This is a genomic window from Planktothrix tepida PCC 9214, from assembly GCF_900009145.1.
GTDB classification, from domain to species: Bacteria; Cyanobacteriota; Cyanobacteriia; order Cyanobacteriales; family Microcoleaceae; genus Planktothrix; species Planktothrix tepida.
On the sequence record NZ_LN889815.1, the window covers coordinates 169831 to 191554 of the forward strand.

The window sequence follows — 21724 nt, forward strand, 5'->3', positions numbered from 1 at the left end:
TGAAAAAACCATCAAAATTGTGTAAAAAAATGATGACTCAAACCCAAACCGAATCCAAACTTTACAGCTTTGATGAGTTTATCAACTGGTATCCTGAAAACTCTACTGTACGGTACGAATTGCATGATGGAGTTATAATCGAAATGCCCAAGCCAAGGGGACAACATTCAAATTTAACAGGTTCTCTGATTGAGCAACTCTTGATAGTAATCAGGCAGATGAGCAAAGGTGGTATATGGACTATTCCCAGAGAATCGATTATCAAACCCAAGCGCGGACAATCGGGTTATGAACCGGATATTATTGTTTTGAATCAAGAAGTTCTAGGGGCTGAACCTCGATGGGAAAGTGAATCAATTATCCAAAATCCTGACTCAGTTAAATTAATCGTCGAAGTTGTTTCAACGAATTGGCGTGATGATTATTACAATAAATTTCGAGATTATGAAGAAATGGGCATTGAGGAATATTGGATTCTTGATTACGCAGCATTAGGGCCGAGAAAGTTGCTTGGTAGTCCTAAGCAACCGACATTGTTTGTCTGTAATTTAGAGGATGGAGAGTATCAGATGAATCCATTTAGGGAAAATACTTCTATTATTTCTCCAACCTTTCCCCTGTTTAAATTATCGGCGCAACAGATTTTTGCTCTTGCCTTGTAGACAAGCTTTAATATGAGCAGTTAAGGTTTTTTGCCCAGTAAACTTTAAAAAAATTAGTAAAATTTAACAATAGATAACAAGTTTTCAACTGTCAAGAAAATCTTAAGAATTACGTCAATCGCACCAAATGGGATTAAGGTTTTCTATAAATGCTGTAATTTAAGTATCACGATGAGTCGTTTAAGTTTCGGCTGATTAAACCTGTGGTGAACATTAGATTTTCTAATGTCCTGGGACATTTTAATCAGGTTAAAAGTTCACCAATTGTAGTGCCAGAACCAGGAGTTATGGATTGTTACATTGCTGTTACATTTGCTCCAGTTCAAGGATTTATCGAAAAATCCCGAAAACTGCGAGACCTTTATGGTGCATCATTAATCCTTTCCTATCTAACTTATAGATTAGTGAAAGAAGCTGAAAAAAGCTGTCAAGTTTTGTCGCCCGGTTTGATTAATATTCCAAAAGGAATGCCTAATCGAATCTTGTTAAGAGGAGAGTTTAGTGAACAACAAGCTAGGGATGCACTACTAACAGCATGGAAACAGATTTTGAACCAATGCCGAAGTTGGATTGAAGGTCAATTAGATCAATATACTTATGATTGGGAAGAACAATGGCAACATTGGGGAAATTATAGCTGGGAAATTTTTCGGGGTGAAGGTGAAAGCCCAAAAACTGCGATGGAAGATTTGGAGGAACAAAAGCTGTCTCGGAATTGGATTGCTTTAAACTGGGTTGGTGAAAGTTCTAGTTTGACAGGAACCGATGCGATCGCTCACCCTGGATTAGGTTGTAAAATCCTAGACCCCAGAAAAGCATTATCTGCTTCTGAACGCCAAGCTATAAACCAGTTCTACACAGATTTATCCTTAGCTTTAGAAACTCATCCAGAAACCCAAGAAGAAGAAGATTTAGAAGAAGAAATCTTGCTAACTGCTGAAGCTTCAGACCCAGAAGTACAACCCGAAGGCAAATTTCTGTCTGATTCAGAACGCCTGAGCATTCCTGAATTAGTGAAGCGATTAGTCACTCGCAGTGATATTAGTCAATCGTTAGAAATGCCCTTTTTAGGAAGAAGTTTTAAGGATATTGTTCGCCGTCCTGAAGATAGCAACCCCAAATCAGATGGACAGTGGACAGGTTGGTTTATGGGAGATGGAGATAAAGTTGGAGATAAACTTAAAGAAATTGCTGAGGAAGACGGTGATCAAGGGCTTCAAGAATTTAGTAAAGCGATGCGGAAATGGGGAAAAAACTTTACAAGAGAGTTTGCTAAAAAGAAATTGGGGCGAATTATTTATGCAGGAGGAGATGATTTTTTAGGTGTTATTTATAGCCGTAACCCAAAACAACCAATTTCTCGTCAAACTGTTCTTGATTGGTTAATGGAACTTCCTCAAGAATGGGCTAAACATGAACAAGCAATTACGCTTAGTTTAGGGTTGGTTTGGGCAGCTTCTGGTGTTCCCCAACGAGATATTTTACAACATTGCCGTGAAGCTCAAGAACGCTCGAAAAATTTAGGACGCGATCGCGTTACTATCCGAGTCGTTTTTAACAGTGGTCAATATGTGCAATGGACTTGCCCTTGGCACTATTTAAGAATTTTAAATCAATATCAAGATCGAGACAAAGGGCAAAATTGGAGCCATATTTATCAGGATTTAGCTTATCTCCGATCTCGCCATGTTATTGATTTAAGTTTAATTGAAGAGCAAGAAGATTTAATTGATGAAAGAATGGCTCTAGCTTTAGTTAAGATCTATTTTCAAAGTGAAGATGAATATTTATCTTTTGAACGAGAGGAAATAGTCGGCAAAGATTCCTCCTTAGAACTGATCTTCTGGATTAATGACTTAATTGAGGTAGGATGGCAACTGTGTTCCTAAATCAAATAATTTTATAGATAGATAACTCATTCAACTTTTGCGTTCAGGTACTTAGGATGACTGAAGAAAAAAAATGCCCTAGATTTCAATATCTGATTACAGTTACGCCTTTAGGATTAATGTATGGAAGCGCAGGCGGTTTTCTTTCTCCTGAAAATTTAGTGGGACTTTCTCGTTCTAAATTCCCCCCCGAAGCTGCTACTTTATCAGGGCTTATCTTTAGTGCTAGCCGAGAAAAAAATCAAAACAAAAGTGCCTTGAAAAAAACAGAGCTTCAAAAACAACTTCGGGATAACTTGTATGTAGCTGGGCCGTTTTGGGCTAAGTTAGATGCTCCTGAATATTTTTATGTCCCAATTCCTTGGACAAAAATTATTTCTGATGACGGTTGTGATGAATGGTTTATTGACAACCAGAAATGGCATCGACAAAACCCTGATCTTGAACCCGAATATCAATGGCAAACAATTAATAGTTGGGATGATCCTCCTAATCTCATTTTAAAAAATGATAATGCAGCGAAACCACCTTGGAAATTTATTCCAATGCTGCACCCCGATTTAGAAACGAATCAGCGTCATGTTAAAGATGAAGATGGTTTATTTCTTGAATATGCTGTTCAAATGCCAGATGACACTTGCATTGTTTATTTATCCACTGAATTTTTAGAATCAGGATGGTATCGTTTTGGAGGAGAAAACCATGTTGTAGAAATTAACTCTATTGAAGTAGCAGAAAATGATATATTTTTTCAACCTTTTCGAGATCCAATTCAAAAAGCATTTGCTTTAATCACTCCGGCGGTTTGGGGATCTACCCGTTTTTCCTACCGTTATCCGCAATCAAATTTTCCGATTTCTAAAATGCTTACGGATAAACCTATTCCCTATCGCTATCGAACTGGAGATGGCAAAGGAGAAGGTCAGGGACGGTTAGGGAGAGGACGCTATGCTGTACCTCCTGGGAGTGTTTATGTCTTAGATAAACCTCTCAATCAAACTTGGTGGAACTGGGACGAAAGCTGGTTTCCTCAAGAAGGTTATAGTCTTCGCCGTGTTGGGTGCGGTTTAAGTTTACCATTAACAATTCAAGGAGTAACTGATGTATAACAAAGCTCTTGGCATTATTAAAACTTTAGCTCCTCTTCATGTGGGTGCAACCGCAGGGGAAGAAAGCGGAAATCTGAATCTAATTTTTCGAGATCAATTTACGCAAACGGGGATCGTTCCAGGGAGTTCAATTCGGGGTCGTTTACGCAGTGAAATGAGACCGATTTCGACTGTTGATGAAAATTACTGGTATGGCAATAAAGCCAAGTCTGAACTATCAGATAAAACCACTGAATCTTTTGTTAAAATAGAATATGCTTCGATTGTCTGGCTTCCGGTATTTTGCCCTGGACAACCGATGGTTTGGGTCAGTAGTCCTCGTCTGTTAAAACGCTATCAACGGATAGCAGGTGAGTTCATTAAAACTGAAGATGGAACGCTGCTAAAAGATTTGGATATTCCCCAGGAATATACGCGATCAACAACTTTAAAACCGCTATCTATTAATCATGAAGAAAAATTATTTTTTAACTATGGCTTTTTAACCATTGAAGACTCAAAAGATTTCTCGCCTTGGTTTCCCTTTGGAGAGGAATTACCCGCCGTTGTTGTCTCCGATAACGAAATTGGGATGATTCATGATATGGCTCTATATCGCCAAACTCGTGTATCCTTAGAAGAACAAGAAAAGCGGGCTAAAAAAGGTCAATTTTTTAATACTGAAGCTTTACCCGAAGATACAATTTTAGCCTTTCCCATTGCTTTAAGGAATGATCCAAACGGCGGAAAATGGCAACCTTTTAATGGAGAAAATAGTGCAGAAATTTATCTCGGAGGTTTAGAATCTATTGGTTTTGGTCATTGTTTAGTCAGTATTCACGGACTAGAGCCTTCGGCTGATGATCAAACTAATGAGGTTAATCAATAGGGATGAAAAATTTTTCTGTTTACCTGAATTTAGGAGCATAGACGATGGCATTTACCTCTTTAAAAGTTGACGAAGAAGCCCATGATTTAGTGATCAAATGTTGTCAAGAATATCCTAAAGGGATTAAAGAAGCTTATAAGATGCGAATGACCGTTGCTTATGGCTTAGAACGATTTTGGGGAGAACAATTTCGTTTAAAAGGAGATAAAGCTAAATACTGGCAAGAAACTTGGACAAAGTTAGTTGAAATTATGAGTTATGCTGGAATTGAAATTCCCAATGATGATGTTAGCAGTGGGGAAACAGCGGCTATTCGAGATATGGCGGAACGACTTTGGGCATTTCCCCAAGAACAACGCAAAGTTGCATTAGCAATATTGATTCAACTTTGCGACAGTTTGGTGTGGTGGACACAACGTTATAAAAATTTAATTCCAGAGGATCAAAACGATGATGATAACTAGAGAATGCGATCACGTTCCTTTAATGTTTCAAGCTCAAATTGAGGGACGATGCCAAATTCAGTATATTAAAAAAGATGAACCTCGCCAACAAGCAGAAGACTGGGTGGATGAATGGTTAAAAGGAACCCTCAAAGAAACTCCTCAGTTTGGTGCTAATGTCGAAACAAAACCCTATAAAATTCCTTGGCGTTGGGTGTCTAATAGTGGACAGGATGAAGACATTATTCGACCTGTGATTGCTGCTAAAGGTTATCCCTATTATCCTGGTTCGAGTATGAAAGGGACATTCCGACGAGCTTGTACCCCTGAAGAAGCACAACGTTATTGTGGGGGAAAAGAAGGGAAAAAAACTCGTCCAGGGATTCTTCGGTTTCATGGGGGATATCCTAAGCATGAAACTTGGAAAAAAACACCCCTGGTTGATTTAATCCATCCTCAAGAAGATTGGCAAATCAAAAATTCTAATTCCCATAGTGCATTTATTCAGATTTCGTTGCTAGGAACTACATTAGTTTTTGGGATTTCTAGTTCTAAAAAACTCTGTAGTGACGAATGGGAAAAAATTTGGCAAATTTGGCATCGTGCTATAGAAAAAGGCATTGGTTTACGAACCAGTGCAGGTTATGGACAACCTCAACATCATGGTAAATCTCCGCTCTTAAGAGTTAAACTGAAGGGTCAAGGTTTAGCATCTCGTTTAATTTATAAATCTGGTGATTTTGCTGACCGAGGAGAATTTAGACCCAATCTATTCAAAGCGGCTTTACGAGGTCATACTCAACGTTTGTTTGCAGGCGTTACGGACGAAGCAACCACGCAAGCTTTAACTCAAGAATTGTGGGGAGGAATTTCAGATCAGAAAAAATCTATTGCGGGTTTACTTGGAACTGCTTTTTCTTATCAATTTGAGGGCTTAAATTTAGATCAATATCCTTACAAAAATTCAAGTTTACCAACTTTTGAACTAACAGAAGGAAACCTGAATTTATTAGGGATGCGTTCTTTCCCTAATGAAGAGTCTACTCGAAAGCTAAAAATTTTAATCACTCAATTGATTAAGTTTTCTATGCTTTTAGGTGGGTTTGGTAAATCTTGGCGACGAGTTGATCATCGGTTAGTATTTCCTAAATATATTAACAATTGTGTTAATAATCTTCATGTTAATCCTATGATTGGATGTCATTGGGAATTTTCGGAAGGTTCAGAAAAATATTATGTTCCTGTGGGTGAACTGACAGATATTACAATATTTTTAGATAAACTCAGAAGTAACCTGCAAAAATGGGTACGCTTCAAGAAAAAGCAAGTGAGTAATCCTGATACCTTTGTTTCTTGGCGAGAAACATGGCATCCTGATAATGTACAGGTTTGGGGACGAATTGCTAATAATAAGTTTGATAGTAAAGCGGTAGGGTGGTTTCATAGCAATTATTTAGGAGTTCAAACGATTAAAGAGACTTTGCTAACGGGAGGGTTAAATCAAATTGGGAGAATCTGGCATCGAATGTATCCTCGCTATATTAAAGTTAGTGATAACACTTTGCAACCAACAGGAGAATATATTGAACTGTTAACCATTTTTCCCAATATTCCTGATGAGGATGAACTTCAAAACGCAGAAGATTTTCTAACGTTCCTAGACACAAAAACTTCCTTTAGTTTACTTTATCCAGGGTAACTGGGTAGAATGGGATAGAAGCTTTACCGTCAATCGCACGAAATCCATTAATGCTTCTATCTCGAATTACTAAGATGAAGTCAGAAACCGAGTTTTTAGCAATAGTCTTTCGGCTGAAACTCAAACTTTTGTCTAAAAACCGGATTTCTGGGGTGTAATTTGTGTTAAAAAGTTTTAACAACGGGAGATTTATATGAAAAATACTTGGATTCTGACAACTGGTAGCAGCGATATTCAATTGAATACTGACGATAAATGGAATCACTTTTATACAAAAGCTAAAAGTGAACTCAGTAATTTTCAAGTAAAACCCCAAGAAGTAGATAAGCCTTCTACTGTTGAAAATAAAAGCCAAAAGCAATATGCTGTTCCTTCTAGGGTTTTAGCTAAAGTATATGGTAAAGATTTAGATCAGCATTATGATAAATTAATTTTTCCTTTATTGGATGGGTTTACTCAAAAGTTACAACAAAAGCAAATTAAGATAGATCGTCTAATTTTAATTTTGACAGATCAAACTGCGATTTTCATGCCACAAAAAAAGAAAGAAAAAAACTGTCCCTATTGGCAAGATACTTGTGAAAATGAAATCTTTTTTAAAAGTTATTTTCAGCAAAATGATTGGTTTAAACATACAGAATTAAATTTTTTGACTCTTCAACCTGAAAAAAATAAAAAAGGATTAGATGACTGGAATAGTGTACTTGGTTTAGTTGAAGTTTTGATAACAAATATTAGTGTAGAATCTAATGAAATAATTTATCTAAGTCATCAAGCGGGTACTCCTGCCATTTCTTCAGCATTACAATTTGTGAGTTTGAGCCAATTTAATCAGCAAGTTAACTTTTTAGTTAGCAATGAATATAACCCTAGTGCGGTTGATATTATTGATAGGTCTAACTATTTACGAAAACTGCAAATTGAAAAAGCTAAAAAGTTAATTCAGGATGGTTTACCAGGGGCAGCATTAATTTTATTAGAAGGATTACTTCCTGATAGTTCTGATTCGATTAAAGAATTGAAAGAGTTGGTGGATACTTTTAATATCAAAGCAACGGTTGATAATAAAAAAGATGAATTTAAACCCGAAAATGCCATTGAACGAGTGCGCGATGCTTTAGATTTAATTGAAATATTCTTTAAACAAGAAAATTATTTACAAGGGATTACTTTATTATCGGCGGCACAAGAAACATTTTTAAAAGCCGCAGTTATGAATTATTTAAGCAGGATTAAACAAATTGGAACAGTTGAGGGGATAAACTACCGTCTTCCTCCTACAGACATTGTAACCTGGACAAATCAAGGTTTGTTATTCTTTGATGATCAACAGCAGAAGGACAAGGCTCTATGGAAAGATAATCAAAATAAAATGGCAAGGTTATTACAATGTATTGGTGATAATGGATTGAAAATTAGACGAAAAATTGAAATTCTTCAATATCTAAAGTTTCCTGTTAATGAATCTATAGATAACTTGGACTTATGGAATAAATTTAATCAAAAAGCACTTAAAAATTTGAAATGTACAAGTGCTAATAATGCACTTTTGCTATGGCTAAAAGCTATTACAAATCCAACTATCCAAACTTGGAGTTTATTAGATTGGATAGGAACTTATCAAAGAGATTTTGAATATGATCGCCGTAATCAACTGATGCACAATTTACGAGGAGTTGAGAAAAAAGATGTAGTGCTTTATTTATATGGCTATCCCGAATCAGAAGAACATATTGACGATTCCAAAGATATTTATCAAGTTTATAAAGAGGAAGTCAAAAAGCCATTTATTAACGCTTTGCATTCACTAGGATTATTAGAGAGTAACTCTGATATTAATTCAATTGAACAAGATCTTCAAACTTTATCGAATAAATTATAAAACGCCTAATTTAAAATTTATTAGTAAAAAAATCCCTGGACTAAAGCTAAGTCAGGGATTTTTTATTAGATTTTTATTGATTTGCTACTCCAATAAAGCGACGACTGCCTTGTCACGCACTCCATGACAAGTCACGCCTTGTTTCCATTAATTCGTCACCCCAATAAAGGGGCGACCTATTGCGTCGGGAAGATGGTTCCGTTTTTCCCTCAACCGTTTCCATTAATTCGTCACCCCAATAAAAGGGCGACTTGAAAATTCAAAACAATATAAAAATGCTGATATTGTTTTGATAACGGATGAGTTTCCATTAATTCGCCACCCCAATAAAGGGGCAACCTCTCCCAAGTGTGACAATGCTTCTGATGCTAATCCGTTTCCATTAATTCGTCACCTCAATAAAGGGGCGACATGACAAGTATAACAGATTATAAGATACCATCAATATTGTAGCAATTTTCCTTCAGCCTCGCAAACCGATCCATCAACGCCTAAACAATAGAATTGCAATTAATATCCCCATTAAGAAAAGGATTATAAAATCCAACGCCTCTGACTTTTCTTTCTTTTCCAAATCCCGTTTAATTCCACACTTAAGACAAACATATTGATCCAATTGATGAGGATTTTGAACAAAAGGACAATAGTAACCATTTTTCACACATTCTTCCGACATTTAGACTTCCTCCCACAATCAAATTCAGGTGATCAATGAGGAAAAGGTTAGTGAGTTTAACCCTTTCCTGTGGCTTGTTACCCTTTATTCGCGCACTGGGGTATACACATGGAGCGTGATGCAGTTTTGCTCTGCATTATTCACCAGTTGGTGATACTCGTAGCGATCCGTCCAAGTGATTTCTCCAGCACTCACCGTTACCTCCTGATCCAGCACTAACTGGCGCTGGTGATCGGGACGGTAGTATTGTTGGGTAATGCTACCTTGCAGCACTTTCGTCACGTTCAGAGCCGCATTTTTATGAGGGTGAACTCCCGATTTTTGTCCAGGGAGCCAACAGATCAGAGCGATCTCAACGTCATCGTTACGAATGATGATTTTCGACCCATACCGATCAGGATGGAACAGAACGAACTGTCGCCAGAAGGACTCCGACAACTCTAGTCGCGCCACCAGGGGTTTTAGGTGTTCCAGGGTTCGCAGATGGGACGGTACAGCCATATTTGCATTCAGGAAGTCCTCCAACGTTAAGGGAAAGTCGCGTAGAATCTGGGGATGAGTATTCAGAACGGGAGTAACGGAGTAGTGGTTCATTTGGCTTCCTCCAAGCGTTTAGGTGAACCAAAATATCTCACTTGCCACTTGGACTTCTTCGTTTTTCCCTTCCGCTTTTATGCCTCCCTTGCGTTTCTATGGTTATTATGGCTGAGGCTGAGAAAAGCGCAAGGGGTTTTCATACTATCGACGTTTTGAGACGGAAAAATTTAAAAGAAAAAAGGTAAAAATGATAAAGCAGGGAATGGGAAACAAAACTTACCAGATGTATAGGATACACTCTTAAACTTATGTTTTTAAACGACGTTAACCACATTCTGATCGGGGTTCCCAGTAGCGGTAAATCAACCTTTGCCCAATATTTAGCCCAGTTAGATCAACGCTATTGTATCGTTTCTACCGATGATGTTCGTCGAGATTTGTTTGGAGATGAAACCATCCAGGGGGACTGGAAACAGATTGAAATTGAAGTGCTAAAGCAGATTAAAAATGCGATCGCTTCAGGAAAATTAATTATATATGACGCCACCAATGTTAAACGAGCATGGCGACTGAATTTTTTACAGAAAATAGCCATTACCCTAGAACAATCCTCAACTTGGATGGGTTGGCATTTAACAACTCCCCTAGAAACCTGCAAACAGTGGAACCAAAACCGTCACCGTCAAGTTCCTGATGATGTCATTAATCAATTTGCTAAATTTCTGACTATTTTTCCTCCCGATATTACAGAAGGATTCATTGGCATTCAACAAATTAATGTTGCTGAATTATCATTAACCTTATCTGAAATTAAAGAAATTTTAAAAGGGTTCTCTCGTTCTTATCAAACTCGCCAAAGCCGAACCGCTAACTATACCCTCCATCCCTATTCTCGATTAGTAGATTTTGAACGATTAATTTTTTTAATTTCCCTAATTATCCAATATCCAGGGTTAGGTCAACTCCACGAAACCGCACCCCAAAAGTTACAAGAAATTTTTAAGCACGTTCCCCCTTTTAACACAGAACTCGAAGAAATTTGTGGAGTCATGGCTGATCTCAACGGAGAAGTTTATAGTCACTCAGACGCAATTCGGAAAAATTTATTATTCTTAGAAAAAAATGGATTTTTAGGAATCTCAGACCCAAAAGCTAATTTACAATTAGAATTATTATCAGAAGGAGAAGTTGCTCAACTGAAAACTCAAAATTTAGCTTGGCATCGCTATTCGGATTTTGAACCATTTGAACGGTTAATGAAAGTGATTCGCTATATTGCTCACCATCCTTTTCAAACCAATCCAAATGTTGAAGCAGATTCAAACTCAAAACGTAAAACCCAAAAAGACTTAATCGAAAAACTCCAAACTGAAGCGAATCTGATCGGTCATTCCTTAGATAGTTTACAGCGAGATATAGAAAAAGTTTTAAAACCCTATGGGATTTTCCCTCAATTTAGTTTAAAGCGAGGTTACTTTATCGGAACAGCTATTTTCTCTGAACATGAACTCAAAAAGCTTTATGGACTCTTACAATCTCAAAAATTCCATTTCGATGATCCGGTTGCAGTGGAAATGACAGAATTATTCCAGCAGCGAATAGAATCAAGTCGATTACTAGAGTTAGAAACAATTTATCCTACTAGAGTTATTGGAAATCGAGGAATTGTTAACCCGGATACTTTACCTTCATCCGCCTTATTAAGAAACTTAGAACAGCTAGAAACAGCAATTGTAGAAGGACAGTTATTAGAATTTGAATTTTTTAGAGATAGTGGTCGATTCCCCGGTCAAAACTTAGAAGGGTTTACCGCTTACCCGTTGCAAGTCGTATTTCATAATATTGCTTGGTATTTAGGTTATGAAATCCAAGATGAACATCGCCAAGGACTCCTCCAATTTGAACGGTTAGATCGGTTATCCTTAGCTAAAATTAAAGATAAATCTCGTTCTTTTGAACAACAGCAAGCCACTTTAGCAAAACTAACAACTCTTTATAAAGCTAGTTTTGGAATTTACTTAGGAAAAAGTGTAGAAGAACAGCAGAAATTTTTAAGTACCGATTTAAAGGAACGGAAGTCAGTCGAAATTCAAGTAGAATTGTGGATGACCGATCAAATCTTTAAGTTTATTAGTGAAGGAAATCAACGCTTTCACCGCAGTCAAATGAAAATGTCTCGTCGTCCTTATAAAGTAGCAACAGAAACAGATAAAACTTTATTTTCTCTAAAACCCAGTTCAGACCCTAAATTTCCTAACCGTTTTCGGGTGACTTTACCCTGTTGGTCACTGGATGATATTGATTTAAAACGTTGGATTTTAGGATTTGGGAGACAGGTGAAAGTTGTTAACCCTGAGAAATTAATCACATTAATTCAGGAAGAAGGAACAGCGATCGCAGAAAATTACAAAAATAATTAAACATCAAAAATGCTGATTTTCCCCCTCCTCTTGACAAATCCGAAACAGCCTCTTATATTACAGAGATAGGCATGAAGCCTAACCGCATAACCCAAATCCCAAACGCCACTTTTTTTCGGCTGGGATAAGCCGAAACCCTTCTCCAGAAGGGGACACACTACAAGGGGGGTTGCGGAAGATGACAAGCTTACAAACAAACGCTGTTGCGCTCGCTCAAGCTCAAAACAGCCTGTTCGCTCAATATCCAGAACTGCAACAACTCATCAACACTGAAACTTGTTTGGACTGTAACATTCAAGTTCTCAATCGTTGCGTGTCCGTGATCGTACCGACAACCGTAGATGCTAACGTCCCGGCGGATACTTCCTTCCATGTTGAACAAACAAAACAGTTCATGGCTGAATTGTTCGGAGGGGCGAGTGTGTCTGAACAAGAAGGATTTTACAAAAGTTCCCAATGGGGAATGATTCGAGAAAAAAGTGTGGTTGTGCGTTCCTACACCACAACAGCAACGTTACAGCAACATTTCCCCTTGTTGCTTTGCTTCGTGCGCTACCTGCAAATTCAATTGCGGCAAGAAACAATGGGAGTTGAAATGGATGGGAAATTGCTGATAATTCAGTTTACTTAAACTGAATTGAAGGAGCTAGTAGAGATGCGGTATGCCGCGTCTCTCTATACAATAAGGATGTATAGCAAACTTTTAAAAATTTCAGCTAAGTTAGTCACATTTATTAAAATTAAGGGTTGACAAATGTTCTAAATATGCTATGGTAATCTCAGTTCAATAAAAATTAAATATCTGGCAATACCTAAAAGTTTTGGGCACTTTTTTTTCCCGAACTGATGTTCCAAACAGAACACTGTTCGGGGCTTAAAAACTAAGAGGTAGCCAGCATGAACTTCCAAAACTCTAACTCTGAATCTGTTAACAACTCAGCAACAAACTCTCAAACCGTTACAGATTTACTGCTCTACATTGAGCAAAGTCCCGAATATGCCCACTTAGTTGAAGAAGCGAAAAATCCAGCTAAAAATACCCAAAATCAACCAGAGAAACAAGGGCTGATCAAGAAATTGTTGGAATTAGTAATTGCTAATTCTCAAGACTTTCATGGTCGTGCTATTGTCTCAGAAAATTTGGCAAAAGATAGCCAATATACAGCCGCTTTAGTGTCCATTAGTAGCTTGCTCAATGCGGCTACTAACTTTCCCCTGCTCTACTTTGCCTTTAAAGATTTGGGCATCTTAGCAGTTCCGATGACGGTGCTGGCTAATGCTCTGATTCTCAAATATACCAACGATTCAGCCGTGGCAACATCTGCCCGCAAACCTCACAGCCAATCTTGGTCAAACTGGGCGATCGCAGCCATGCTCAGTCTCAACGCGCTTCAGTCTATCGTAGCTGGAGTCGGAACAGAATTGCTACTCAATTCATCCGGTTTAAGCCAACTTAAAGCTCAGGAATTAATCAAAGAACAAATTAACCGTGTAGAAACCCTCAAACAAATTGATAGCCCTCAATATAAAGATGCTTTAGCGCGATGCGAAAGTGGAGAACAAGAGTTAAGCCAACTGGATAAAAGTCACCCCCGGTGGCAGTCGCTTTTCGTGCAATTGTACGGGACATGGGGAGAACGCGATCGCAATTGGGAAAACGTCCCCTTAGAACAATTGCCCTTGTGTCCTCAAGTTGAACGGTTACGGGAAGACGCTTACCAAGCTTATGAAACCGCTAAACAACAACTGCAAGAGTCTCTAGCAGTCCGTGCCACGATGGGTAATGACTTGGCATTTCTGCAACAAAAAATGCCTCTGGTTTATACCCCACACTTCACCCCATCCGGTGAACTGTCCTCTGGACTCGAAGCCTCTCGGTTAGCAATTCTCAGTTTCATCGCTAAATTGACCCAGGGAGATTGGTCAGGATTAGGATTTCCCCTGTTCTTCCTGCTGCTATCCCTGATCACTAGCGGTTGTGCCTGTGTGATCACCATTGCCCTCAGCTATCGCCAAGATACCCAAAAATCCTTCAGTGAAGCGGTTCAACTCCAGCGCGATATCTGGTTAGAAACCCGTCGTCGAGAACTGATGACCCAACAACACAACGATCTGAAGGATTAAATCTCTCCTTCACGTCCTGTAAAGGCATTCCACAAAGTTCCTCACCCACTCAGCAACCCTTGGAGATTCAACCATGAACGGACAACACTCAACTTCCCTCAATGGCATTGCTCACGTTCCTAACTCCACAACATCCTCCCTCATTCCTCAACCGCCAACCCCTCAAGCTGGGGAACAGTTAGATTACCAGATGCGGTTATTAAGCCTATGGATCAATAAAGTGAAGCAAACCGGACGAATTGACTACCCTGAGTTAGTTCAACTCCTAGATCAAGTGCATGAAGTGGAAAATGCACCGGATGGGGCCGTGTTGATGCAGCAGCAGTGCGATGCTCTGGTGCAAAACTTGAAACAAGCGCAAACCGATATCCGCGAAGCGGCTCAACAGATTCAGTTCCATCTTAAGAAATTGGCGAATACCCTTCAGGATAAAAATTTAACCCCCACAGACGAACAAGAGTTGCGATCGCCCATTCGAGAAAAAACTCAACAGTTTCTACAAGGCGTAGAATACCTTCTCGATGTTACCCAACATCACGTCTACCAACCCTCTCCGCTTTGGAAAAAGTGGATGCGGCGGACAGAAGAAACTGAAACCGAAACAGTCCGTAAATGGATGAATGACCTCAACTACATTCGTCAGTACATCGCACAGCAGGCTCAGGTTGGGGTTTTAGCTGGAAACTGCCAAACGGAGAATTCCAAAACTCCTGACTTCCGACGACTCCATAAATACTTGGAAACTGCACCCGGTTTTGGAGATTTGTTGGGTAACTTTGTGCAACGGGAATTGAACCATAAAGTTGCGGGGGGTGGTAAGTTTGGAATTCCTAAAAGCTACTAACTAGCTGATTACAAATCAAGTTAACTGTGGAGATTCGGCAATGGGGAATGGGCAATAGGGAATGGGCAATAGGCAATAGGTAGACATCAAGATTAAATAGGAGAAAATTATGACTCAATCAATGGATGATCTGAAAAATGGTGAACGGCTTTCTACAGAAAAGTTTAAAGCTGAATATGCGGAAGGACGGCGAGATTTCAGCTATACAAATTTGACTGAAATTAATTTGCAGGGGATGAATTTATGCGGGATTGACTTACGCTATGCAGTTCTATACAAAGCTAATTTGCAAGGTGCAAATTTAAGCCAAGCCGACTTGGAACGCGCGAATCTCAGCTATGCTAACCTCAGTGATGCTAATCTGAGTTGGGCTAATCTGAGTGGCACAAATCTAGCCCATACAAAGTTATGGCATACTAATCTGAGTTGGGCTGATTTGGATGCTGCTAATCCTGAACACGCTCAATTAAAATTAACAACAATTACAGCAGTACGTCTTCCTTGGGGTGTCTACATTATCAGTCATAAAAAAGCGAGAAAGGAATTTAACGAGAATTAAAACATAAAAACTCTCCCCATTTTGGGGAGGGTTAAACGATTACCCATTTACACTGAATAACCTAGTAAAGCTTAACTATCATTAACTGTCATCCTGAACGCTGAACAGTTTAATTATTATTAACTGTCATCCTGAATGCTGAACAGCTTAACTGTCATCCTGAACGAAGTGAAGGATCTCCGTAGGGTCTGGAGGAATAATTGAGTTTTACGGTTGATTTTTTGGGTTTAGTGTTTTTTTTCATAAATATTATCTTCCTGGTTTAAAATTTGACCTGAAATTTGCAAAGATTCGAGCATCCGCTTTCCTTTCCCCTTAGCGATGAAATAGCCAAATTTTCCTTGCTTTTTGACATAAGATGCCTCAATAAACCCTTCTGACTCTAACCCCATTAGATGGTGACCAATTCGTTGTAAATTACCTCCTCTAGCTTGGCTAAACGCACACAATTGTGCTTTAGTAATGCCCGGATTTTTGAGAATGGTTAAAAACAATAGTTTACGAACTCCAGTCAATAGTTTTAAGTTCATTCTGGAGTGAAGTCATATCATGTCTGGTTGAATACTAAATCTGTTGTTGCGCTTTAGCACCAATAAGTTTTTTCGCGCTAAAGCGCAACAACGTACTTTTGAAATGTGCCATTTTATTCGTTGGATCAATTGAACGGAGATAAGATTAGACAATGAAAACAGGATCATCAATTTTGAATTCAGGTTTAAATCCCAAAATTAAAACTTTATTTCGGCTGCGTTGAGAAAGGGGATAAAATCTAAGTTGATCTTCAATGGGGTTTAGCAATTTAAGCAAATGTTTTTGAAGTCGTTCATACTGATCCTGATTTAAAACCGCTTCAAATACTGATTTTTGAACTCGCCATCCATAAAGTTCTAACAGTTTTGCAACTTTGTTTCGACGACGATCATTAACGATATCGTAACAAATGAGATAAAACATAGGACAGGAAAACTGGAGGGTTAAAGTCCCCCTTTCCAAACAGGATTTAGGGGGATCTAATTTTAGGAAAAAATAAGGGTTTTAGTCTTTTCCGCTAAAAACTTGAACAACATTCTTTTGAGTTAGATACTCTTTGGCATACATCTTTTTGATTTTGCCTTTTTCCTTTTGCATCAACAAAGGTTGATAAAATTCAATATCGCCTAACAAACAAGCAATATATTCTTTAACTTGCAGTTCAAAACACTGGCGATAGCTGATTGTTCCCGCGAAAGGATGCTGAATATGGGTTGCGAGTTTTTCTTCCCAATGGTTAATAAAAATTTGGAGCGCAGACGGTTGAAGATAGCCTCCTCGACTTCCATTCGGAGGAACGAAATCTGAGGAAGTAATTGTGCCCGTTTGCAATAACTTAACGACTAAACTATCAACTAAAATCGGACGGAATTCTTCAATTAAATCATCAACTAAGGGTTGGTTCGTTTGGCTGAGTGTATGGAGATTACTGATTTCAGGATCTAAGCCTAAATCATGAATAAACAGCGCCATTTGTTGATGCAGAAAGGTATAACCGAGCTTCAACATTTGAAGAACCGGATGGCTAAGGTCAAGACGAAAAGATGAATGACGGTTTGACCATTGGGGGACTAATGATGCTAAAATAGGATAATAATAGCTGGTGGCTGTTGCATGATAATCCCATAATTCTTCAATGGAATTTGCTGAAGGTAAATCATCAGCTAAAAGTTGCAAAAAGTTGATGGTGTTCTCAATATTACAGTGATCCGATTTGGGTTGTAATTGTTTGAGAACAATGATTTCATTTTGCAGTTTTGCCCAAGTAATTGATTCTGCGATCGCTCGCACAAATTCAAGATCTTGAGAACAAATTAACTGATGGGTTTGATATTTAAAAGAACGTTGAGGAGTAAGTTCTAAACTTCCTAATTGATCCCCATGAACGTTAATATAGTAGACGGGGATTTGGCGAGTTGCAATTAAAACTTGAGTTTGGCGGGAGAGGTTACAAATACCAAACAGAATAATTTGGGTAACTCGGTTAATGGGAACTCCTAAACACAACTGTTGTTTATGAAAAACTTGCAGGTAACGAGAGCGAACTTCAATGCTGGAACCGGGATGAATGACATAAATTGTTGGCATAAACACAATTTAACTCAAGGGTAAACTCAGGAAAAACGTAAACAGTAATTAGTTTTTACGGTTTGTTTTTTCCTTTGAGCTAATTTTTGCAGAGCTTTATATAGGTTTATATCTAGGTAAAATCAAGGTTTATATGACTTTGTATATAAGTTATATATCTTTCTTTTTTAAGGCATTTTGGTATTTCATATTAATTTGTTCCAAATCGTGTAAAATATAATATTGTATTCATTGTTGCAGGTAAAATAGGCATTAGACGAGTTGCCATTCCTTAACCCCATAACTCACTATGAATCAAAAAACTTATCAACTTCCTCTAACCTTTGATCAAATTCTTAATCTTGTCCTCCAACTGACAGCAAAAGAACAAGAACAACTGATTCAAGAAATCCAGAAGAATCCCAAAAATCCAGATGAAGACTTACTGAGTGTTTGTGGGACTTTTGGCAGAAATGCTCAAGCTCAAGGACTAACCGAAGACATCTTAGAAGAATTACTGGCTGATGAATCTTAAACTCATTATCAGATTATTACTCCCAAAGATTTTCTAACCCTTGATGAGTTTATATAGATAAATTTTAAGATTTAACTACTGGTTAAGTAGCCGGACAAATCAAAGTTTAATTGATTTATAGCGGTATTAGATGGCGTAGCCGTCGCTTTGTGGTATCGCGTGAATTACAGAGGCTCTTTTTTATAAAAAAACAGCCAGCGAGGACGCTGGCACTTCTGTAATCCATACGATTGCACACCGCTATGGTTAAAAAATCATCAATTTGCTGCTATTAATACGACTAATTTCTTAGTCTAAAGTTTTTACAGTGCTAAAGTTTCTGTTACACCAACATCAAATATGTTTCCATTAATACGACTAATTTCTTAGTCTAAAGACCGAGTGGGAGGACTTAACTGAGGGTAATTCGTTTTGTTTCCATTAATACGACTAATTTCTTAGTCTAAAGGAGTTTAGTCGGAAATTTGAAATTCCAGAGACTCCAGTTTCCATTAATACGACTAATTTCTTAGTCTAAAGTTTACTCAAATTCTCCATCAAAAAAAATGGACATGCAAAAGTTTCCATTAATACGACTAATTTCTTAGTCTAAAGATGTGGTCGTTAGCACCGAAAATTTGAGTGTGTCTGGTTTCCATTAATACGACTAATTTCTTAGTCTAAAGTGGTTTTTCGGAGGGCGATCGTCCTCCGGCTGACTTTATAGTTTCCATTAATACGACTAATTTCTTAGTCTAAAGTTTAAAACCATTAAAATAGGTTATAGCAAATACACTTGTTTCCATTAATACGACTAATTTCTTAGTCTAAAGTCTCAGTCAAAATTGGGTGCCTAAAAATAAATAGGTACTGTTTCCATTAATACGACTAATTTCTTAGTCTAAAGTTATTTTCAACAGTTCCGGATTATATTGATGTTCTTGGTTTCCATTAATACGACTAATTTCTTAGTCTAAAGGCCTATTTTATGCGGAATTCCGCTTCTTAATGTAAGCAAGTTTCCATTAATACGACTAATTTCTTAGTCTAAAGTCTAGGCTCGTAGAAGCCTTACTCTGACTGGATTATAAACCCCTAAATCTGAGGGCGTCAAGTTTCGCCTTCAATAAATGCTACTTATTCTCAATAAACAACAATAAACGATGCTTGAAACCGAGACAGAGAGGGCAATCTGAGGGGGTCAACGAAATAATAAGGATTTCAGCAATTCCCAGACCCCCTCAGCAACTTAACCTTCTCCTGCTATTAGCAAAATTGTATCCTTAATTTTTCCAAATCATCGGACGATAAACCTCCACCTCTCCCATCAAAGCCGCAATGTACTCTCGGACTTGTAACTCAATACAACGTCGTAAACTAACTTTGTATCCTGTTTGAGGATGAGTCACTTCAGAATATAGCTTTTCCTCCCAGTGTTTGAGGTACTTTTTGAGTGCATCCGGCTGAAGATAAACCCCACCCAATTCATCAGGAGACGTAAAATCTTCAAGCAACAAAATTTTAGAATTAACTAAATAACTCACAAACGAGTCAACAATTTGAGCGCGAAATTCTTCCATTAAATCACTCACCAAAGCCGGATGATTATCACGGGGAACGTGCAAATTGCCAAAATGAGTATGTAATCCTGCTAATTCAATAAAGGAACAAACATTTTGACTCAATAGCGTATAACCCAAACTCAATAAACTATTAATCGGATCAGTGGGAGGACGTTTTGTGCGCTTTTCAAAAGTAAATGATCCCGTAAATAAAGATCCTAATGCTTGAAAATAAATCGTTGCCGCTTTTCCTTCATATCCCCGCAACCCATCCAGACTTTCTGCAAACAATAACTTCTCCATTAAAACTGCTAAATCTGCGATCGCCTCTGTAGCAACTTTATTCTTACGACGACGATTTAACTTCATTAACAACCCACGAGAATTATGCAATTTAGCTAAAACAATTGCCTCAGCTTGTTGTCGCACAAATTCAGGATTTAAAGCTCGTTCAACTTGTTGAGCTAAATACTCAACCTTTGCGTGACCATCTGTTTGTAACCGACCAAAATAACGCCCCCGTTGCGATAAATAGAGAATCGGAATCCGTCGGCGTAACGCTAAACTTACTGCCCCATGAGATAAATTACAACACCCAAATAACACAATATGGCTAACCCGATTTACAGGAACTTTGATTCGCAGTTCCTTCTCAAAAAAAACTTGAAATTGTTGGCGATAAACATTCAGGTAAGCGCCTTGATCCGTTACATAAAGTGTCGTCATAACTTCAATCCAATAATGAGCTAAATTGGTTTTTGGTTTAACTTCTTGGTTCAAACTGCATCCTTTTGGAGGACGAGATACTTTAGCCGCCGGACGACGTTTGGGTTTGAAATAAGGAACGCCAGAAGCAGAAATCCCCCACTCCCCTGCAACAGTTCGTTCAGGAGGTTCCGGTTCATACACCTCACCCGCCACAAACCGATATCCTAAAAAAACAAATTCCTCTTGGGGTGAATAAATTCGAGTTTTATCGCTTTGCAAACTCAGGTAAATTTCTCCTAACCCCAAACGCACTTGTTCAAGGGCTTGATTTGCGGCGGCTTGACTCGTGGAACAAATCGCAAAATCATCCCCATAGCGCACTAAATTCAGTCCCAATTGGAGACACCGCCGATCAAATTCCGTTAGGTATAAATTAGCTAAAGCCCCAGATAAAACCCCACCTTGAATCACTCCTTGACCCGGATTAATTCGTTGACCCCGCAAAAAAATTCCAGACTTAAATTGCTGTTCAACAAGACGTACAACAATCGGTTCTAATTCCAATTGTTGCAGTGCGGTGAGGAGTAAAGCCCAGCAGAGATGGTCATAGAATTCTGCAATATCACCTTTCAAAACCCAAGCAGGTTGCTGTTGGTAATAAAGACAGAAATGCTGTACCGCATCATGAATATTGCGACCAATGCGATAGGCGTAACTACAATCGAGAAACGTATCTTCTAAGGGGAGATACATCTCCTCAAGTAGTAACCGTTGGACAATGCGATCTTTTACTGTTGGAATGCCAATTAACCGTCGCCCCCCACTTTTTTTCCTTAAGTAAAATCCCAAGGCGGGACGAGCAACATAGCACTCTTGTTGGAGTTGTTCTTGCAGTTGGCGTAACTGTTGTTCTGCGACGGATGCAAACTTATCAACAGTCATCCCATCCACACCCGCCGCCCGACTCCTCATCCGCACAATTCGCCAAGCAGCCCAAAGCCGTTCTAGGCTAAAATCCATAGCAGGTTGTGTTAAGTGCCTACAACTTGATTATCTGAAGCGTCTATATAGGTACGGATCTAAGTTATTTGACAAATTATATAAGTTCAGATAAAACCAGATTAAGGAAGA

Annotated in this window: 18 protein-coding genes and 1 CRISPR repeat array; of the genes, 13 read left to right on the top strand and 5 right to left on the bottom strand. The window is 38.4% G+C overall.

Features of this window, described 5'->3' with window-relative positions:
- Positions 1–29: 29 nt before the first annotated feature.
- The 7 genes from PL9214_RS27475 to PL9214_RS27505 all read left to right on the top strand — a co-directional run bounded on the left by PL9214_RS27475 (position 30) and on the right by PL9214_RS27505 (position 8552).
- On the top strand, positions 30–662 hold the full coding sequence (locus PL9214_RS27475) for a Uma2 family endonuclease (protein WP_437126704.1): 633 nt from the start codon (positions 30–32) through the stop codon (positions 660–662).
- A 287-nt stretch (positions 663–949) separates the two neighbouring features.
- Positions 950–2551, top strand: coding sequence for a Cas10/Cmr2 second palm domain-containing protein (locus PL9214_RS27480; RefSeq protein ID WP_072722628.1), 1602 nt, complete (start codon positions 950–952; stop codon positions 2549–2551).
- A gap of 56 nt (positions 2552–2607) precedes the next feature.
- On the top strand, positions 2608–3660 hold the full coding sequence (locus PL9214_RS27485; RefSeq protein ID WP_072722492.1) for a CRISPR-associated protein: 1053 nt from the start codon (positions 2608–2610) through the stop codon (positions 3658–3660).
- Positions 3653–4528 carry an RAMP superfamily CRISPR-associated protein gene (locus PL9214_RS27490; RefSeq protein ID WP_072722493.1) on the top strand — a complete coding sequence of 292 codons (876 nt, stop codon included), beginning with the start codon at positions 3653–3655 and terminating at the stop codon, positions 4526–4528. Before PL9214_RS27485 ends, PL9214_RS27490 begins: the two co-directional genes overlap by 8 nt.
- Before the next feature lie 44 nt (positions 4529–4572).
- Positions 4573–4992 carry a hypothetical protein gene (locus PL9214_RS27495; RefSeq protein WP_072722494.1) on the top strand — a complete coding sequence of 140 codons (420 nt, stop codon included), beginning with the start codon at positions 4573–4575 and terminating at the stop codon, positions 4990–4992.
- Complete coding sequence (locus PL9214_RS27500; RefSeq protein WP_072722495.1) at positions 4979–6670, top strand: hypothetical protein; 1692 nt, start codon at positions 4979–4981, stop codon at positions 6668–6670. The genes PL9214_RS27495 and PL9214_RS27500 overlap by 14 nt, the downstream gene beginning before the upstream one ends.
- Positions 6671–6863: 193 nt before the next feature.
- Positions 6864–8552, top strand: coding sequence for a hypothetical protein (locus PL9214_RS27505; RefSeq protein ID WP_072722496.1), 1689 nt, complete (start codon positions 6864–6866; stop codon positions 8550–8552).
- 760 nt (positions 8553–9312) lie between these two features.
- Here the strand turns inward: PL9214_RS27505 and PL9214_RS27515 are convergent.
- The gene (locus PL9214_RS27515; protein WP_072722498.1) at positions 9313–9822 is read right to left on the bottom strand and encodes a cysteine dioxygenase; all 510 of its coding nucleotides are present in this window, start codon (positions 9820–9822) and stop codon (positions 9313–9315) included.
- Positions 9823–10073: 251 nt separating this feature from the next.
- Between PL9214_RS27515 and PL9214_RS27520 the strand changes: the two genes are divergently transcribed.
- The 5 genes from PL9214_RS27520 to PL9214_RS27540 all read left to right on the top strand — a co-directional run bounded on the left by PL9214_RS27520 (position 10074) and on the right by PL9214_RS27540 (position 15712).
- Complete coding sequence (locus PL9214_RS27520) at positions 10074–12185, top strand: WYL domain-containing protein (protein WP_072722499.1); 2112 nt, start codon at positions 10074–10076, stop codon at positions 12183–12185.
- Between the two features lie 178 nt (positions 12186–12363).
- On the top strand, positions 12364–12816 hold the full coding sequence (locus PL9214_RS27525; protein WP_072722500.1) for a hypothetical protein: 453 nt from the start codon (positions 12364–12366) through the stop codon (positions 12814–12816).
- Between the two features lie 266 nt (positions 12817–13082).
- Entirely contained in the window at positions 13083–14309 is a 1227-nt protein-coding gene (locus tag PL9214_RS27530; RefSeq protein WP_072722501.1) for a hypothetical protein, read from the top strand.
- Positions 14310–14382: 73 nt separating this feature from the next.
- Entirely contained in the window at positions 14383–15153 is a 771-nt protein-coding gene (locus PL9214_RS27535; protein ID WP_072722502.1) for a hypothetical protein, read from the top strand.
- 109 nt (positions 15154–15262) lie between these two features.
- Positions 15263–15712, top strand: a complete 450-nt coding sequence (locus tag PL9214_RS27540) for a pentapeptide repeat-containing protein (RefSeq protein WP_072722503.1) — start codon at positions 15263–15265, stop codon at positions 15710–15712.
- A gap of 227 nt (positions 15713–15939) precedes the next feature.
- Here PL9214_RS27540 and PL9214_RS27545 read toward each other — a convergent pair whose 3' ends face one another.
- From PL9214_RS27545 to cas1 (PL9214_RS27555), 3 genes are all read right to left on the bottom strand, one after another.
- Positions 15940–16242: a hypothetical protein gene (locus PL9214_RS27545; protein ID WP_072722504.1), complete on the bottom strand. Its 303-nt coding sequence runs from the start codon at positions 16240–16242 to the stop codon at positions 15940–15942.
- A 145-nt stretch (positions 16243–16387) separates the two neighbouring features.
- Entirely contained in the window at positions 16388–16666 is a 279-nt protein-coding gene (gene cas2, locus PL9214_RS27550; protein WP_072722505.1) for a CRISPR-associated endonuclease Cas2, read from the bottom strand.
- An 81-nt stretch (positions 16667–16747) separates the two neighbouring features.
- Positions 16748–17830, bottom strand: a complete 1083-nt coding sequence (cas1, locus tag PL9214_RS27555) for a CRISPR-associated endonuclease Cas1 (RefSeq protein ID WP_072722506.1) — start codon at positions 17828–17830, stop codon at positions 16748–16750.
- Between the two features lie 289 nt (positions 17831–18119).
- On the opposite strand from cas1 (PL9214_RS27555), the gene PL9214_RS27560 reads away from it, so the two are divergent.
- The gene (locus PL9214_RS27560) at positions 18120–18344 is read left to right on the top strand and encodes a hypothetical protein (RefSeq protein WP_072722507.1); all 225 of its coding nucleotides are present in this window, start codon (positions 18120–18122) and stop codon (positions 18342–18344) included.
- A 264-nt stretch (positions 18345–18608) separates the two neighbouring features.
- A CRISPR array of direct repeats spans positions 18609–19376; the repeat unit is 35 nt; unit sequence GTTTCCATTAATACGACTAATTTCTTAGTCTAAAG.
- Between the two features lie 230 nt (positions 19377–19606).
- Here the strand turns inward: PL9214_RS27560 and cas1 (PL9214_RS27565) are convergent.
- Positions 19607–21613 carry a CRISPR-associated endonuclease Cas1 gene (gene cas1 / locus PL9214_RS27565; RefSeq protein WP_072722508.1) on the bottom strand — a complete coding sequence of 669 codons (2007 nt, stop codon included), beginning with the start codon at positions 21611–21613 and terminating at the stop codon, positions 19607–19609.
- Positions 21614–21724: the final 111 nt, after the last annotated feature.

What these genes read in the sequence shown, in the direction of transcription:
- PL9214_RS27475 (WP_437126704.1), top strand. Translation starts at nt 30, where the DNA reads ATGATGACTCAAACCCAAACCGAATCCAAACTTTACAGCTTTGATGAG.
- PL9214_RS27540 (WP_072722503.1), top strand. Translation starts at nt 15,263, where the DNA reads ATGACTCAATCAATGGATGATCTGAAAAATGGTGAACGGCTTTCTACA.
- PL9214_RS27520 (WP_072722499.1), top strand. Translation starts at nt 10,074, where the DNA reads ATGTTTTTAAACGACGTTAACCACATTCTGATCGGGGTTCCCAGTAGC.
- PL9214_RS27480 (WP_072722628.1), top strand. Translation starts at nt 950, where the DNA reads ATGGATTGTTACATTGCTGTTACATTTGCTCCAGTTCAAGGATTTATC.
- cas1 (WP_072722506.1), bottom strand. Translation starts at nt 17,830, where the DNA reads ATGCCAACAATTTATGTCATTCATCCCGGTTCCAGCATTGAAGTTCGC.
- PL9214_RS27545 (WP_072722504.1), bottom strand. Translation starts at nt 16,242, where the DNA reads ATGAACTTAAAACTATTGACTGGAGTTCGTAAACTATTGTTTTTAACC.
- PL9214_RS27530 (WP_072722501.1), top strand. Translation starts at nt 13,083, where the DNA reads ATGAACTTCCAAAACTCTAACTCTGAATCTGTTAACAACTCAGCAACA.
- cas2 (WP_072722505.1), bottom strand. Translation starts at nt 16,666, where the DNA reads ATGTTTTATCTCATTTGTTACGATATCGTTAATGATCGTCGTCGAAAC.
- PL9214_RS27515 (WP_072722498.1), bottom strand. Translation starts at nt 9,822, where the DNA reads ATGAACCACTACTCCGTTACTCCCGTTCTGAATACTCATCCCCAGATT.
- cas1 (WP_072722508.1), bottom strand. Translation starts at nt 21,613, where the DNA reads ATGGATTTTAGCCTAGAACGGCTTTGGGCTGCTTGGCGAATTGTGCGG.
- PL9214_RS27505 (WP_072722496.1), top strand. Translation starts at nt 6,864, where the DNA reads ATGAAAAATACTTGGATTCTGACAACTGGTAGCAGCGATATTCAATTG.
- PL9214_RS27495 (WP_072722494.1), top strand. Translation starts at nt 4,573, where the DNA reads ATGGCATTTACCTCTTTAAAAGTTGACGAAGAAGCCCATGATTTAGTG.
- PL9214_RS27525 (WP_072722500.1), top strand. Translation starts at nt 12,364, where the DNA reads ATGACAAGCTTACAAACAAACGCTGTTGCGCTCGCTCAAGCTCAAAAC.
- PL9214_RS27535 (WP_072722502.1), top strand. Translation starts at nt 14,383, where the DNA reads ATGAACGGACAACACTCAACTTCCCTCAATGGCATTGCTCACGTTCCT.
- PL9214_RS27490 (WP_072722493.1), top strand. Translation starts at nt 3,653, where the DNA reads ATGTATAACAAAGCTCTTGGCATTATTAAAACTTTAGCTCCTCTTCAT.
- PL9214_RS27485 (WP_072722492.1), top strand. Translation starts at nt 2,608, where the DNA reads ATGACTGAAGAAAAAAAATGCCCTAGATTTCAATATCTGATTACAGTT.
- PL9214_RS27560 (WP_072722507.1), top strand. Translation starts at nt 18,120, where the DNA reads ATGAATCAAAAAACTTATCAACTTCCTCTAACCTTTGATCAAATTCTT.
- PL9214_RS27500 (WP_072722495.1), top strand. Translation starts at nt 4,979, where the DNA reads ATGATGATAACTAGAGAATGCGATCACGTTCCTTTAATGTTTCAAGCT.